Annotated in this window: 10 protein-coding genes and 2 pseudogenes; 1 reads left to right on the top strand and 11 read right to left on the bottom strand. The window is 70.9% G+C overall.

Features of this window, described 5'->3' with window-relative positions:
• From ACZ6BG_RS33570 to ACZ6BG_RS33590, 5 genes and pseudogenes are all read right to left on the bottom strand, one after another.
• Positions 1–284 (bottom strand): annotated as a pseudogene (locus tag ACZ6BG_RS33570) (ABC transporter permease); the annotation flags it as partial.
• Positions 281–1,282, bottom strand: a complete 1,002-nt coding sequence (locus ACZ6BG_RS33575) for an ATP-binding cassette domain-containing protein (RefSeq protein WP_469008517.1) — start codon at positions 1,280–1,282, stop codon at positions 281–283. The gene ACZ6BG_RS33575 and the pseudogene ACZ6BG_RS33570, both read right to left, overlap by 4 nt.
• A 94-nt stretch (positions 1,283–1,376) precedes the next feature.
• Positions 1,377–2,225 carry a DUF4097 family beta strand repeat-containing protein gene (locus ACZ6BG_RS33580; RefSeq protein WP_469008518.1) on the bottom strand — a complete coding sequence of 283 codons (849 nt, stop codon included), beginning with the start codon at positions 2,223–2,225 and terminating at the stop codon, positions 1,377–1,379.
• Between the two features lie 96 nt (positions 2,226–2,321).
• On the bottom strand, positions 2,322–2,819 hold the full coding sequence (locus ACZ6BG_RS33585) for a hypothetical protein (RefSeq protein ID WP_469008522.1): 498 nt from the start codon (positions 2,817–2,819) through the stop codon (positions 2,322–2,324).
• A gap of 530 nt (positions 2,820–3,349) precedes the next feature.
• On the bottom strand, positions 3,350–5,602 hold the full coding sequence (locus ACZ6BG_RS33590; protein WP_469008525.1) for an MMPL family transporter: 2,253 nt from the start codon (positions 5,600–5,602) through the stop codon (positions 3,350–3,352).
• 722 nt (positions 5,603–6,324) lie between these two features.
• On the opposite strand from ACZ6BG_RS33590, the pseudogene ACZ6BG_RS33595 reads away from it, so the two are divergent.
• A pseudogene (locus ACZ6BG_RS33595) lies at positions 6,325–6,627 on the top strand (hypothetical protein); the annotation flags it as partial.
• 531 nt (positions 6,628–7,158) lie between these two features.
• Here the strand turns inward: ACZ6BG_RS33595 and ACZ6BG_RS33600 are convergent.
• From ACZ6BG_RS33600 to argJ, 6 genes are all read right to left on the bottom strand, one after another.
• Positions 7,159–8,433 carry a cytochrome P450 gene (locus tag ACZ6BG_RS33600; protein ID WP_469008527.1) on the bottom strand — a complete coding sequence of 425 codons (1,275 nt, stop codon included), beginning with the start codon at positions 8,431–8,433 and terminating at the stop codon, positions 7,159–7,161.
• 292 nt (positions 8,434–8,725) lie between these two features.
• The gene (locus tag ACZ6BG_RS33605; RefSeq protein ID WP_469008529.1) at positions 8,726–9,565 is read right to left on the bottom strand and encodes a DUF4097 family beta strand repeat-containing protein; all 840 of its coding nucleotides are present in this window, start codon (positions 9,563–9,565) and stop codon (positions 8,726–8,728) included.
• 82 nt (positions 9,566–9,647) lie between these two features.
• On the bottom strand, positions 9,648–10,199 hold the full coding sequence (locus ACZ6BG_RS33610) for a toxin-antitoxin system HicB family antitoxin (protein WP_469008531.1): 552 nt from the start codon (positions 10,197–10,199) through the stop codon (positions 9,648–9,650).
• Between the two features lie 240 nt (positions 10,200–10,439).
• Positions 10,440–11,678 carry an acetylornithine transaminase gene (locus tag ACZ6BG_RS33615; protein ID WP_469008533.1) on the bottom strand — a complete coding sequence of 413 codons (1,239 nt, stop codon included), beginning with the start codon at positions 11,676–11,678 and terminating at the stop codon, positions 10,440–10,442.
• Positions 11,679–11,732: 54 nt separating this feature from the next.
• Positions 11,733–12,644, bottom strand: coding sequence for an acetylglutamate kinase (gene argB / locus ACZ6BG_RS33620; RefSeq protein ID WP_469008534.1), 912 nt, complete (start codon positions 12,642–12,644; stop codon positions 11,733–11,735).
• A complete protein-coding gene (gene argJ / locus ACZ6BG_RS33625; protein WP_469008536.1) occupies positions 12,641–13,795 on the bottom strand; it encodes a bifunctional glutamate N-acetyltransferase/amino-acid acetyltransferase ArgJ in 1,155 nt (384 codons plus the stop codon). Before argJ ends, argB begins: the two co-directional genes overlap by 4 nt.
• Positions 13,796–14,338 lie beyond the last annotated feature (543 nt).

Genomic DNA, 14,338 nt, shown 5'->3' on the forward strand with positions numbered 1-14,338 from the left:
GAGCACACCGCCACCGCCGTGGACACCGCGCCGGAGGTGATGGCCATCAGCAGGATGCCCGGGGTGACGTAGTTGGTGTAGTCACCGCGGTCACCACCACCACCGACCCCGGGGATGTCGATACCGCCGCCGAGCGCCCCGCCGAAGACGTACACGAACAGCAGCAGCATCAGGATCGGCATCGCGACGACCGAGATCGTCATCGACGGATAACGCTGCGCGTGCTTGAGGTTGCGGCGCAGCATCGTCATCGAGTCGCGCACGGCGTACGAGTTGGTGCTCATCGCTGAGCCTCCTTCACAGCGGTCGCGCTGTTCACGTCAGAGGTGGACTTACGGCCCTGACCCGTCAGAGCCAGGAACACGTCATCGAGGTCGGGGGTGTGCACCGTCAACGCCTCGGCATGGATGCCGGCGCCTTCGAGGACGTCGAGCACCGCGCGCAGGGCGGGGATGCTGCCGTCGCTGGGGATCTGCAGCGTGAGGTCCTCGTCGTTGCGCGTGGCCTGCGGGAGGGTGCGGGCGGCGGCGTCGTGGTGGGTGGCGTCGTTGAACTGGAGCTTGATGTAGCCGCCGGGGATGCGGCGCTTCAGCTCGTCCGCGGTGCCCTCGGCCACGATCTTGCCGCCGTCCAGGACCGCGATGCGGTCGGCCAGCTGGTCGGCCTCTTCGAGGTACTGGGTGGTGAGGAAGATCGTGGTGCCGCCCGCGACGAGGTCGCGGATCATGTCCCACATCGTGCGGCGGCTGCGCGGGTCGAGGCCCGTCGTCGGCTCGTCCAGGAAGATGATGCTCGGCTTGCCCACGAGGGTCATGGCCAGGTCGAGCTTGCGGCGCATACCGCCGGAGAACGCGGACGCGGGCTTCTTGGCGACGTCGGTGAGGTCGAAACGCTCAAGGAGTTCGGCCGCGCGACGCTGGCCCTCGGCCTTGTCGAGGTGCAGCAGGTCGGCTATCAGGAACAGGTTCTCCTCGGCGGTCAGCAGACCGTCCACCGCCGCGAACTGCCCGGTGACCCCGATCTCGGAGCGCACCGCGTCCGGGTCCTGCTCCAGCGAGTGCCCGGCGACCGTGCACTGACCCTCGTCCGCGCGGATCAGCGTGGAGAGGATCTGCACGGTGGTGGTCTTGCCCGCGCCGTTGGGACCGAGCAGGGAGAAGATCGTGCCCGGGGTGACCTGCAGGTCGACGCCGTCCAGTACGACCTTCTCGCCGTACGACTTGCGCAGTCCAAGGGCGGTGATCCCCTTGGATGCCCCGGTCGGTTGGGTGGTGGCGGTCATCGTGCCCCTTCTCATTTCCGTTGGTGTTTCAAGGTCGTTCGCTGTATTGCGTACGGCGCGGGTCGTCTCCCGTACTGCGGTGCCGTGCCCCGTGTCACACGGGCTGCGCGCGGCGGATCACGATGTCGCCGACGCCGGTGCGGGCGCGCACCTGCACGGTCTGCGCCCCCTTGCCGGGGCCGTCGGAGGCACCGAGTGAGTTGTGGACGGTGCCGGCCTGGGAGTTGACGTCCAGCCAGGCGGCGGTGCCCAGGTTGATGCCGACCTCCAGGTCGCCGGTCTGGGTCTGCAGGTCGACGCGGCCGCGGGCGACCTGCTCGATGCGGGTGTCGCCGTTGGCGGACTTGGACGCGACGTCCGCGTGCGCCCGGCCGACGAAGATGTTGCCGTTGGCCACCTTCAGCCGCAGTTCACCGGTGACCTGGTCGATCCAGGTGTTGCCGTTGGAGTTCTTGATCTCGGCGGGGCCCTCGATCTCGTGGACGCGCACCTGGCCGGAGCCGGTGGTGATCTCGGCGATGCCGTGGATGTGCTTGGCGGTGACGTCACCGCGCTCCGTGCGCAGCCGCGCCGGGCCGGTGCGGTCCAGGCGGATGTCGCCGTCCATGGTGGTCAGCTGGCACTCGCCGAGCGGGCCGTCGCCGGTGAAGTCACCGGTGGCGGCGGCGCCGTTGACGCGGGAGCCGCTCGGCAGCCGGATCTCGATGGCGACGGACCCGGAGTCGCCGCGCCGGGCGGCGGCCTTGGGCGTACGGATCGTCAGTCGGCCGCGGCTGAAGTCGACCCTGGTGTCCCGGGCGGCCCGCAGGTCGGCTTCGTCGCCCTCGGTGCGGGGGTGCACCTCGACGACGGTGATGGGTCGCTCGCCCGCGGTGATGTGGGCGACGCCCAGCTCGACGTGGAGCGTGGCAGTGATCGGCTCAGGGGTGTCAAAAGTAGGCAAGGGTGTCCCATCCTCGTGACTCTGCTGGGCGTCCCCACTGGCGGGACGGCTGATTTCGGCGTCAGGCGGCGGTAGGCCGGGAGCGGTCCGTGGGGTCTATGTGAGCGCCACCGATCCGCGGTTCCCGTCCGGCTCCAGGGCGTCCGATACCGCCCGCACCAGCCAGGAGTTGAGCGAGACCCCTTCCGTCGCCGTGGCCTGCTCGGCCCGGAGCTTCAGCCGCGCCGGGAGGCGGAGGTTGATCCGCGAGGCGCCGCCGTCCTCCGGCTCCGCCGCGGGGCGCGGCACGGGCACGGCCGTGAGCCGGGCGGAGGCGCTCCGGTCGGGGCGCTCCGCGAACGGCTCGCCGCCGGGCGGCGCCGTCACGACGAAGTCGGGGTCGAGTCCCCGCAGCCGCACGTCGACCGAGCCGGGCGCGAGTTCGTGGGTGATCTCCCGCGTGGCGTCGGACAGTGCGTTCAGCAGGGCGAGCCGGGTCGCGGCCTCCAGCGTCGCGGCCAGGCGCTCGGCGAGCGCGCGGGCGCCCTCGTCGCCCGCTTCGGTGGCGACCGCGAGTTCGTGCCGGAGATTGGCCACGTACGGCGTCAGGTCCATGCTGCCATCATGGCACACTCATGGCGCCACGGCGAGCCATAGTGGCACCACACCCTTTCCTCGATGTGATCCGGGCGCTGCGCCCGGCGCGTTTGTGCTCTTCAGGCCGACGTTAGACCCGGGATCGCCGCCGGAACAGGGTTTCTGGCGCAGACGCAGACCGCCCGGCGGATCGCCCTCTTCCGGGCGGCGCCGACCACGCTCGACGCCATCGAGGGGCGCGCCGCGAGACCGGGTGCGCCCCTGTTTCGTCCCGGCCACCAGGACACGCCGCCGGGAATTTCTCGCGCCCCTCGCACACCACGAAGCGGGTCGCACCGGCTGGATGAGCCGGTGCGACCCGCTTCAACACCCTCTCGGGCAGCGTACGTTGACCCGCCGCACGGATAGGGCGACGGCAGGCCGACAACGGCCTCCTCAGCTGTGCCGGCCCGCCTCGGAGCAGCTTTTCCGCCTCGGGTCTGGCCGTGGGCCACTCCTGGTGCTAAAGGCCTGCCCTGCCCCGGGCTTCAGTCCTGGTGGTTCACGCGTCAGCCGCGGTACTGCGGCTCGGCCTGACGCTGCTGCGGCGGCACCTGCTGCTGGGCGGCCAGGCGCCGGGACAGCTTCTCGCCCTCGACGTCCATGTTCGGCAGCAGCCAGTCGAGCCACTTCGGCAGCCACCAAGCGGACTCGCCGAGCAGGGCGAACAGCGCGGGCACGATGGTCATGCGGACGATGAAGGCGTCGAAGAGGACGGCGACGGCGAGACCGAAGCCGATCATCTTGACCAGGTCGTTCTCCTCCATGATGAAGCCGGAGAAGACGCTGATCATGATGATCGCGGCCGCGGTGACCACACGCCCGCCGTACCGGAAGCCGGTGACGACCGACTCGCGCGGCTCGACGCCGTGGACGTACGCCTCGCGCATCCGCGTCACCAGGAACACCTCGTAGTCCATCGCGAGGCCGAAGACCACACCGATCATGAAGACCGGCATCGTGCTCATGATCGGGCTGGGCTGGTCGACGCCGAAGACGTCCGCGAGCCAGCCCCACTGGAAGACCGCCACCACCGCGCCGAGCGCGGCGGCCACCGAGAGCAGGAAGCCGAGCGCCGCCTTCAGCGGCACCAGGATCGAGCGGAAGACCAGCATCAGCAGGAGGAAGGCCAGACCCACGACCGTGCCCAGGTAGGGCAGCAGCGCGTCGTCGAGGGTCTTGGAGAAGTCGATGAACATGGCCGTCTGGCCGGTGAGCAGGATTTCGGGGCCATTGTCGGCCTCGATGTCCTTTGCCACCCCTCGCAGGGATTTGACCAGGTCCTTGGTCTCGTCCTCGGCCGGGCCGGTCTTGGGCACGACGTTCACGATGGCGGTGTCGTTGGCCTTGTTGGGCGCGGCGGGGCCGACCGACTCGACGCCGGGCTCCTTCTCCATGCGCTTGCGCACGGTCTCGGCCTCGGCCTTGACGTTCTTGCCCTCGATGGTCACCATCAGCGGCCCGTTGAAGCCCTTGCCGAAGGAGTCCGACATCATGTCGTACGCCTTGCGCTGGGTGGTGTCCGGCGCCATGGTGCCCTCACTGGGCAGACCGAGCTTCATGCTGGCGGCGGGTACGGCGACCGCGCCCAGGCCCACGACGGCCAGCAGCAGGACGGCGACCGGGTGACGCAGGATGAAGCGCGCCCAGCGGGCACCGAGGTTCGGCTGCTGCTGCTTGCGGGCCCGCTCCTCGGCCTTGCGCTGCTTCTTCTCCGACAGCGGCTTGCCCTTGTACAGCGCGCGGTCCTTGCGGGCGAGCACCTTGACGGGCGCGAAGCCGAGCAGCGCGGGGACGAGCGTCACGGCGATGAAGACGGCGATCGCGACGGTGCCCGCGGCGGCCATGCCCATCTTCGTGAGCATCGGGATGTTGACGACGGCGAGGCCGACCAGGGCGATGATGACGGTGAGTCCGGCGAAGACGACGGCGGTGCCCGCGGTGCCCACGGCCCGCCCGGCGGCGTCCTGGCGCTCGCGGCCCTCGGCGATCTCCGAGCGGTAGCGGGAGACGATGAACAGGGCGTAGTCGATGCCGACCGCGAGGCCGATCATCATGGCCAGGGTCGTGGTCGTGGACGACAGGCCGACGGTGGAGCCGATCGCGGTGATGCCGGAGATGCCGACGCCGACGCCGACGAGCGCGGTGAGCAGCGGCATACCGGCGGCGATCATCGAGCCGAAGGTCAGGATCAGGACGATCGCGGAGACGGCGATGCCGATGGCCTCGGAGGAACCGCCCACGGACTGCTCGATCTTGACGGCGTCACCGCCGGCCTCGGCCTTGAGCCCGCTCTTGCGGGCGTTCTCCAGCGTCTTGTCCAGGGCGTCGTGCGCCTTGTCGTTCACCTTGGTCTGGACGACCTTGTAGGTGGCGGACACATAGACGGTGGACTTGTCCTTGCTGACGGCGGCGTTGCCCGCGTACGGGTCGCCGACACTCGCCACCTGGGGCGCCTTGCGCAGCTCGGCGACGACCTTGTTGACCTTGGCCTTCTCGCCCGCGGCGGTGATGTCGCCGCCGGGGACCCGCAGGACCACACGGGCCGTGGCGCCGTCGGCGCTCGCGTCCGGGAACTTGTCCTCGAGGAGGTCGTAGGCCTTCTGCGACTCGGTGCCCGGCATCGAGAACGCGTCGGCGGGGGGCGTTGGCGCGGACGAGGCAGCGTAGCCCACCCCGCCGAAGATCAGCACCCAGAGCAGTGCCATCAAACCGCGTCGCCGGAAGGCGAAGCGGCCCAGTTTGTACAGGATGGTAGCCACGGCGAAAGGGACTCCCGTCGGGTAGTCAGGAACAGGGGGACAGTGCGAGAACCGCGCCGGCGGTCTCGATGCGCGTCGCCGCGGGACTCGACGGGCGAGCCACGGCGACGGCATGCGGCGGACAGCTGGACGGCACGGCTACGTCGACCCGGGGAGGCCGAGTCCGGCCGTGTTCGCGAGGGCCGAGAGGGCCGCGAACCCGAGCCGGAACTCGTCGACGTACCGCGTGGCATCCATAGCGCTACGATGGCACCACGATGGCGCCATGGCAAGCCACCATGGCACACATTCGGCACCAGCGCGCCGCCACCCCTCGTCGGCGCCACCCCTCAAGGGCAATCGACAGCACACAAGCGGGCCTTTCGAGTGCCCGTTCGGGCCCGCGAGAGCCTTGGAGTGACACCGCGAGGGCATCCATCCAGGCGCCCGGAAGCAGCGCTTCACCAGGCCGCCCCCATCCGTCCGCACCATCACCACATCCAGACCCTGATGGGTTGCAGTAGCCGATCCTGAAGCGAAATCCAGCCAGCACCCGTTGTGAGCCTTGACCTGCAAGAAACCGCCCCGTTCGCGACAGCGAAGCCCTCTTGGGCGGCACCCCGCCCGCAGCAACGCTTTCGCGACCAGGGACAAGCGGGCATCAAGCAGCCGAGATTCGGTCAGCCGCCACGGATGGAAAAAGTGGCGCTTGTATGGCGCCATATTTGTGCCATCATGGCGTCATGGACCTCACGCCATACGTCGACGATTTCCGGCACGAGCTCGCAGTCGCCGCAGACGCGGGCGGAGACGAAGCCCGAGCCCTGGCCCAACGACTCACCGCACCGCTGGAGACAGCGGCCCGGCTCACCCTGCTCAACGCGTTGTCCGCCGCCATGGGCGAGGTCACCCGCGACCTCGCCCCCGGCTGCTCGGTGGCCGTGCAACTCCGCGGCCTCGACCCCGAGTTCGTGGTGACGCCATCCCCCGGCGGCCACGCCCGCGCGGAGCGGGAGCAGCACCGGGGCGCACCGCGGCACACACCGGCGTCCGTGGCACCGGTGACCCCCCTCATCGACACCGGCCTGCCCGGCGGTTTCATCCGGCTGCAATTCGCCAGCGTGAGCGGTCTGGAATCAGCCACCGCCCTCTTCGAGTTCGCCACCCCCGACCATGAGGCGCTCGCCCTGCACCTGCCGAGCGACGGCACCGTGCCCGCGCTCCGCGCCGTCCTGGACGCCCTGGACGACGCGGCGATCGAGGCCACCCGGCTCACCGTGCACAGCGCGGGCCTCGACGATGTCGTCCACTCCCTCATCGGCCTGCCCCAGCCGGGGATCGGGCTGCCCCAAACGGGCATCGAGTTCGTCGCGTCGAACGACGAGCTCGCCTGCCGCAAGTCGGCACCCCGCACCCCCCGCAAGCCCCGCAAGTCCCCCCGCGGCGACGCGGGCTGAGCTCCGGGCCGCGCGACCGAGGCGGTCGCACGGCCCACACCCTTTCCCGCGCCCCCCTACGGAGACCCCGGCCGGCAGTTCGGCGGTCCTCCCCGTACGCGGGTCAGCACCCTCTCGACGTCACGCCTCCGCCCGCCCCGGCCGTCCCGCGGTGAGCAGCGGCAGCTCCCGGGCACCCGTCAGTTCCGGGTTCGCCATCAGCACGGGCGGGCGGTCCGGGTCGGTCCGCAGGTCCGGATAGCGCTCCAGGAGGATGCCGAGCGCGATCCGCCCTTCGAGCCGTGCGAGCGGCGCCCCGAGACAGAAGTGGATGCCCCGGCCGAAGGCGAGGTGGGGGTTGGGGTCGCGCCCGGGACGGAAGTCGTCCGGGCCGAAGAAGACCCGCTCGTCGCGGTTGGCCGCGCCGACCCACAGCGCGAGCGCCTGCCCGGCGGGCACCCGCTGCCCTCCCAGTTCGACCTCCCGGGTCGTGGCCCGGTAGAAGACCTGGAAGGGCGTGAGCAGGCGCAGCGACTCCTCGATCACGGCGGGCAGCCCCGCCGGGTCCCGCCGCAGCGCCTCCCGGTACTCCGGATGGGCGTCCAGACAGAGCACCGTGTTGCCCAGGAGCATGGTCGTGGTGACGTGCCCGGCGATGAGCAGCAGTTGGGCGAAGTTGCCGAGTGCCGCCGGGGACAGCCGCTCGCCGTCGACCTCGGCCTCGACGAGCAGCGTGAGCAGGTCCTCCCGGGGGTGGCGCCTGCGGTCGTCGGCGTGCTCCGTGAAGTACTCGTTCATGCGGCGCCCGAGATCGAGGGCGGCGGCGACCTCGTCCACACCGAAGTCACCACCGCCCCCGTCTCCCCCGCCCCCGGCCCCGTCGGCCGCCGTCGGCCCCTGCTCGCGCGGGAAGATCTCCTCGCTCCACTGCCGGAACAGCGGCCGGTCGGAGGCGGGCACGCCGAGGAGTTCGGCGATGACGGTCACCGGGAGCGGGTGGGCGAGGTCGTCGACGAGTTCCAGCGCGCCGCGTGCGTCGGCCCGGTCGAGCAGCTCATGGGTCAGGGCGCTGATCCGGGGCGCGAGGCCCGCCACCAGCCTGGGCGTGAAGGCCCGGCCGACCAGCCGCCGCAGCCCCCGGTGCTCGGGCGGGTCCATCTGCGTGAGAAGCCCGCTCTTCTCGTAGTCCGGGGCGTCGGGGGCGAGCTGGCGGACCGTGTCGGACGAGTAGGTGGCGGGGTCGGAGAAGACCTCGACGGCCTCCGGGTAGCCGTGCACGTTCCAGATCCCGGTCCGTTCGTCGAGGGCCACCGGCCGCTCGGGGCGGGTGCCGCGGAGCCAGAAGTGGGCCGGGGGCGCGCCCCATTGGTCGGCGAGGGTGGTGAGGGGCACAGGGCGCAGTGACTGGTAAGTCATGATATTTCACCTGTTTCAGGGCGTGCGAAGCACGCTCCGCGGGTCGAGGACCGCGCGGTACGGGGGGGTGGGGGGAAGTGACGCGTCGAGGCCGGGCCCTGTTGAGGGCGGGCGACGGCGATCAGCTCGGGTGCGGTGCGCGCTCAGCGCGCGGGCGGTACGAGGAGTACGGGCGGTACTCGGCCACGTACCGCCGCCTGATCACGGGCTCTGGCGACGGCCGGGTGCCCGGAAACGCGGCGAGGGCACGGTGTCGGCCACCGCGCCCTCGTGCTGCCGTCAGGCGCCGTGATCAGGCGCGGCGTATGACGATGTCGCCGCGGCTGGTGACGGCGTGTATCTCGACGGCCTCGTCCGGCAGTTCGGGCGCGTCGGAGGCGCCGAGCGAGTTCCGTACGTGACCGACCTTGGTGTGCACGTCGAGCCAGGCGGCGGATCCTTTCCGCACTCCGATCTCCAGCTCACCGGCGGCGGCACGCAGTTCGACGCGGCCGCGGGTCACCTCGCCGACGCGGATGTCGCCGGTGACGGAGCGCGCGGTGACGTCGTCGTACACCCGGCCGATGCTGATGTCGCCGCGGTTGACGGTGGCCCGCAGACGTCCGGTGACCTCTTCGATGTCGGTGTCGCCGCTGGAGTTCTTGAGGGTCAGCACGCCGTCGACGCGGCCGATGCGGATGTCGCCGGAAGCGACGCGGATGTCGGCCTCGCCGGTGGCGCTGCCGACCGTGACGTCACCGAACCCGCTGTTGAGCTGCAGCCGTCCGGCCCGCTCCAGCTGGATCCGGCCGTGCCCGGTCTTGAACTCGCACTCCCCCAGCTCGCCCTCGCTGTAGATGTCGGCCATGGTGGCGTCGCCCGACACGCGTGATCCGGCGGGCAGTTCGACCGTCACGTCGACGGAGCCGCCGGAGCCGAAGAGGCTGCGCCGGCGCGGGGTTCTGATGAGCAGCCTGCCCTGGCCGTACTCGACGCGGGTCTGTTCGGCGGCGCTGCGGTCGGACTGGCTCAGCCCGTTGCTCGGACTCACCTCGACCACGGTCTCGGTGCGCGCGCCCGCAGTCAGGCGCAGGAGGCCCGCGTTGAGCTGCAGGGCGACAGAGATGGGCTCGGGGGTGTCGAAGGTTGGCATGGCTGCCCCGTCCTGTGGGTCTGTCGGGCGTCCCCGCTGGTGGGACGGCTGAGGGAGGGTGACACTGCGGTGCGGGCGGCGCTCAGCCGACCCAGCCGGTGTAGCTCCGGCCGCCGCGGCCGGCCGAACTTCCCGGGCCGGCCTTGGGGGCGACGGCTCGTTCCTCGGGTTCCAGGGCCGCCGATATCGCCCGTACGAGCCAGGCGTTGAGCGAGAGTCCCTCCTGTGCCGCCGCCTTCTCGGCCCGCAGCTTGAGGCCGGAGGGCAGACGGAGGTTGATCCTGACCGTGGTGCGATGGTCCTCGGCTGACAGGGCCGGGGGCGGCACCCGCACCGGAGTCGGTCCGCTCGGGACCGCCTCGGCCGCGGCGCGGTCGGACCAGTCGTCGACGGGAGCCGGTGTCACCACGAACTCGGGCTCGCGGCCGCGCAGCCGGACGTCCACGGAGCCCGGCGCCAGTTCACCGGTGATCTCGCCCGCCGCGTCGGACAGGGCCCGCAGGAGCGTGAGCCGGGTCGCCGACTCGAGCTGCGCGGTGAGGCGCTCGGCCATCGCCCGCGCCTCCTCGCCGTCCGCGTCGGCTGCGACGGACAGCTCCCGGCGGAGATAGTCGACGTAGGGCGTGAGATCCATGACGCCACTATGGCATCACGATGGCGCCATTGCAAGCCGACATGGCTCAGGCTGGCGCACTCTGGCGGCCCGGCGGCGCCAGTAGATCTTGAGGGAGGGGTCCGGACACCTTCGGGGAGGAGCCCGTGGCCCCCTGGCGCGGCAAAACCGGAAGGCCGCCCACCGGTTGGTGGACGGCCTGCTCGGTCGGTGTCGGGGTGGCGGTGTCAGACCCGCAGTGGTGTCAGACCCGCGGTGGTGTCAGACCCCGCCCTCGCGCCGCACCCGGTCAAGGACCTCGGGCAGCGCGCGCAGGAACGCCGTCACCTCGTCCTCGCCGACGATCAGCGGCGGCGCGAGCCGGATGGTGTCCGGCAGAGCGGCGTTCACCAGGAGTCCCGCGTCCTGGGCGGCCTGCTGCACGCGCACGGCGCAGGGCTCGGCGAGGACGATGCCGAGCAGCAGACCGGCGCCGCGGACCCGGTCGACCAGCGGGTGCCCGAGCGCCTCGATGCCCTGCCGCAGCGTCTCGCCCTGCCGCTTGACGTGGTCGAGGAGCCCGTCGCCGTGGATCGTGTCGAGCACCGCGAGCGCGGCGGCACAGGAGACGGGGTTGCCGCCGAAGGTGGTGCCGTGCGCGCCGGGCGCCATCAACTCGGCGGCCGGGCCGAACGCGAGCGTCGCGCCGATGGGCATACCGCCGCCGAGGCCCTTGGCGAGAGTGAGGACGTCCGGCTCGACGCCGTGCGCCTGGTGCTCGAACCAGTGGCCGGTGCGGCCGATGCCGGTCTGCACCTCGTCGAGGACGAGCAGCGCTCCGGCGGCCCGGGTGATCTCGCGGGCCGCGGCCAGATAGCCGGGCGGCGGTACGACCACGCCGTTCTCGCCCTGGATCGGCTCGATGACGACGAGCGCGGTGTCCTCGTCGACGGCGGCACGCAGCGCGTCGGCGTCGCCGAACGGCACATGCGTGACGTCTCCGGGCAGCGGCTCGAACGCGGCGCGCTTCGCGGGCTGGCCGGTGAGGGCGAGGGAGCCCATGGTGCGGCCGTGGAAGCCGCCCTCGGTGGCGACCATGCGGCGGCGTCCGGTCAGACGGCCGATCTTGAAGGCCGCCTCGTTCGCCTCCGCGCCGGAGTTGGAGAAGAAGACCCGGCCGGAGCGCCCGGTCAGCCGGAGCAGGCGCTCGGCGAGCCGCACCGGCGGCTCGGCGATGAACAGGTTCGAGACATGGCCGAGTCTGCCGACCTGCTCGCTGACGGCGCGGACGACGGCGGGGTGCGCGGTGCCGAGGGAGTTGACGGCGATGCCGCCGAGGAAGTCGAGGTACTTCTTGCCGTCGGCGTCCCAGAAGGCGGCGCCCTCGCCGCGCACCAACGGCACCCTCGGCGTGCCGTAGTTGTCCATCAGCGACGCCTGCCAGCGCTCGGTGAGCTTGGTGTTCCCGCGCTCCCCCGCGGCGTCGCCCGTGACGCCGGTGTCCCTCGTTGGCTCGTTCATCCCATCCCCTCCGTGCCGGGCACGCTCATCGCGCCCTCTCCTCGACGGCCCCGCTCATCGCAGATCCTCTTCGATGTCCGGCAGGACCAGCGTGCCGATCTCCTCGCGCGTGAACATCTCGAGCAGCACCGAGTGCTGGACCCGTCCGTCGATGACGCGCGCGCTGCCCACGCCGTTGCGGACCGCGTGCAGGCAGCCTGCCATCTTGGGGACCATGCCGTCGGCCAGCTCCGGAAGGATCTTCTCCAGTTCGCTGGCGCTGAGCCTGCTGATGACCTCGTCGCTGTGCGGCCAGTCCGCGTACAGGCCCTCGACGTCGGTGAGGAAGACCAGCGTGTGCGCGTTCAGGGAGGCGGCGATCGCGGCGGCGGCGGTGTCGGCGTTCACGTTGTAGACGTGGTCGTCGTCGACGCTGCGGGCCACCGGCGAGATGACCGGGATACGGCCGTCCGCGAGCAGCGCCTCGACGGCGCCGGGGTCCACCCCGGCGATCTCGCCGACGCGGCCGATGTCGACCTTCTCGCCGTCCTCGTCCTCGGGCCAGTGCTTGGTCGCGGTGATGGTGTCCGCGTCCTCACCGGTGAGGCCGACGGCGAGCGGGCCGTGCTGGTTGATGAGGCCGACGAGTTCGCGCTGCACCTGTCCCGCGAGCACCATCCGGACCACGTTCATGGCCTCGGGCGAGGTGACCCTGAGGCCCGCCTTGAACTCGCTGTCGATGTGGTGGAGTTTCAGGGCGGCGCTGATCTGCGGGCCGCCGCCGTGGACGACGACCGGCTTGAGCCCGGCGTGCCGCAGGAAGACGACGTCGTGGGCGAAGGCGGCCTTCAGCTCGTCGTCGATCATGGCGTTGCCGCCGAACTTGATGACGCAGATCTTGCCCTGGTGGCGGTTGAGCCACGGCAGCGCGTCCATCACGGACTGCGCCTTGACCAGTGCGGGGTGCTCCTGCGTGCTGATCCTCATGACGAGTACGCGCTGTTCTCGTGGACGTACTCGGACGTCAGGTCGTTGGCCCACAGCGTGGCGCGCTGGGCGCCCGCCGCCAGGTCCGCGGTGATGACGACCTCACGGCCGGACATGTCGACCGCGGTCCGGTCGGCGCCGATCGAGCCGTCCTTGCAGACCCAGACGCCGTTGATGGCGACGTTGAGGCGGTCCGGCTCGAAGGTCGCCGACGTGGTGCCGATGGCGGAGAGCACACGGCCCCAGTTCGGGTCCTCGCCGTGGATGGCGCACTTGAGGAGGTTGTTGCGGGCGATGGAGCGCCCGGCCTCCACGGCGTCGTCCTCGGTGGCCGCGTTCACGACGTCGATGCGGATGTCTTTCGAGGAGCCCTCGGCGTCACCGATGAGCTGGCGGGCCAGGTCGTCGCAGACGGTGCGGACGGCCTCGGCGAACTCCGCGTACTCCGGGGTCGCCCCGGAGGCACCGGAGGCGAGCAGGAGCACGGTGTCGTTCGTGGACATGCAGCCGTCGGAGTCGACGCGGTCGAAGGTCACCCGGGTCGCCGCGCGCAGCGCCTTGTCCAGGACGTCGTTCTCCAGGTCGGCGTCGGTGGTGAGGACGACGAGCATCGTGGCGAGGCCGGGGGCGAGCATGCCCGCGCCCTTGGCCATGCCGCCGACCGTCCAGCCCTTGCCCTCGACGACCGAGGTCTTGTGCACGCTGTCCGTCGTCTTGATGGCGATGGCTGCCTTCTCGCCGCCGTCCGCGGAGAGTTCGGCGACCGCGCTCTCGACGCCCGGCAGGAGCTTGTCCATCGGGAGCCGGACCCCGATGAGGCCGGTGGAAGCCACGGCGACCTCGCCCGCGCGGTGCCCCTCGAGGCTCGCCGCGACCTTCTCGGCGGTCGCCCGGGTGTCCTGGAAACCGGCCGGGCCCGTGCAGGCGTTGGCGCCACCGGAGTTGAGGATGACGGCGCTGACCGCGCCCACCCTCAGGACCTGTTCACTCCAGACCACGGGGGCGGCCTTCACCCGATTCGAGGTGAAGACACCGGCCGCCGACCGGCGCGGGCCGTTGTTCACGACCAGAGCCACATCCGGATTTCCGCTGCTCTTTATTCCGGCCGCGACGCCTGCGGCCGAAAAACCTTGTGCTGCCGTGACGCTCATGGCGCTACTACTCCTATAGTGGAAGTTCCCAGTTTCCCGGGAAGGCCGAGGGGGACCACCGACAATGACATGACCCGAGCCGCCCCATTCCTCGATTCTGGCGACTGGGTGCCGTGATTCCACAACTCCCTGCCTGCCCTTTCCTATTGAACGCCCCACATCGCTGATCTGGCAGTTCATCGATGTGTCACCGTCACTGCCGGGCGTGACGGCCCGACAACCCGCAACAAACTACAGGCAATTCAGGCTTTCGGCACCGGGCTGTCCTGTCCACGGGACAGCGGGCCACCCGAGTCGACCGTGCCGGGAACCTTATGCATGGCCCGTGCGGACCGCCTCAGAACCAACCGAGTAGGTTCTGAGGCGCACTTAGCGGTCGCGACGGGCCCACCGCAGGACCGAAATTTTTCACGGAATTTTGATCCGGTCGCAGTGAATACTTCACGGGACCACCGCAGAACGCCCTGTCTATACCGACAATTCGTCGGCGAGTAGCGGGGTCTGGACGCCGGGCTTGCCCGCGGCCGACAATGACGAGGCTGG

Source organism: Streptomyces sp. NPDC041205 (genome assembly GCF_055591765.1).

Bases quoted from the DNA above. Each gene is read 5' to 3' on its own strand.
- ACZ6BG_RS33605 (WP_469008529.1), bottom strand. From the start codon at position 9,565: ATGCCAACCTTCGACACCCCCGAGCCCATCTCTGTCGCCCTGCAGCTC.
- ACZ6BG_RS33600 (WP_469008527.1), bottom strand. From the start codon at position 8,433: ATGACTTACCAGTCACTGCGCCCTGTGCCCCTCACCACCCTCGCCGAC.
- ACZ6BG_RS33575 (WP_469008517.1), bottom strand. From the start codon at position 1,282: ATGACCGCCACCACCCAACCGACCGGGGCATCCAAGGGGATCACCGCC.
- ACZ6BG_RS33585 (WP_469008522.1), bottom strand. From the start codon at position 2,819: ATGGACCTGACGCCGTACGTGGCCAATCTCCGGCACGAACTCGCGGTC.
- ACZ6BG_RS33610 (WP_469008531.1), bottom strand. From the start codon at position 10,199: ATGGATCTCACGCCCTACGTCGACTATCTCCGCCGGGAGCTGTCCGTC.
- argB (WP_469008534.1), bottom strand. From the start codon at position 12,644: ATGAGGATCAGCACGCAGGAGCACCCCGCACTGGTCAAGGCGCAGTCC.
- ACZ6BG_RS33615 (WP_469008533.1), bottom strand. From the start codon at position 11,678: ATGAACGAGCCAACGAGGGACACCGGCGTCACGGGCGACGCCGCGGGG.
- argJ (WP_469008536.1), bottom strand. From the start codon at position 13,795: ATGAGCGTCACGGCAGCACAAGGTTTTTCGGCCGCAGGCGTCGCGGCC.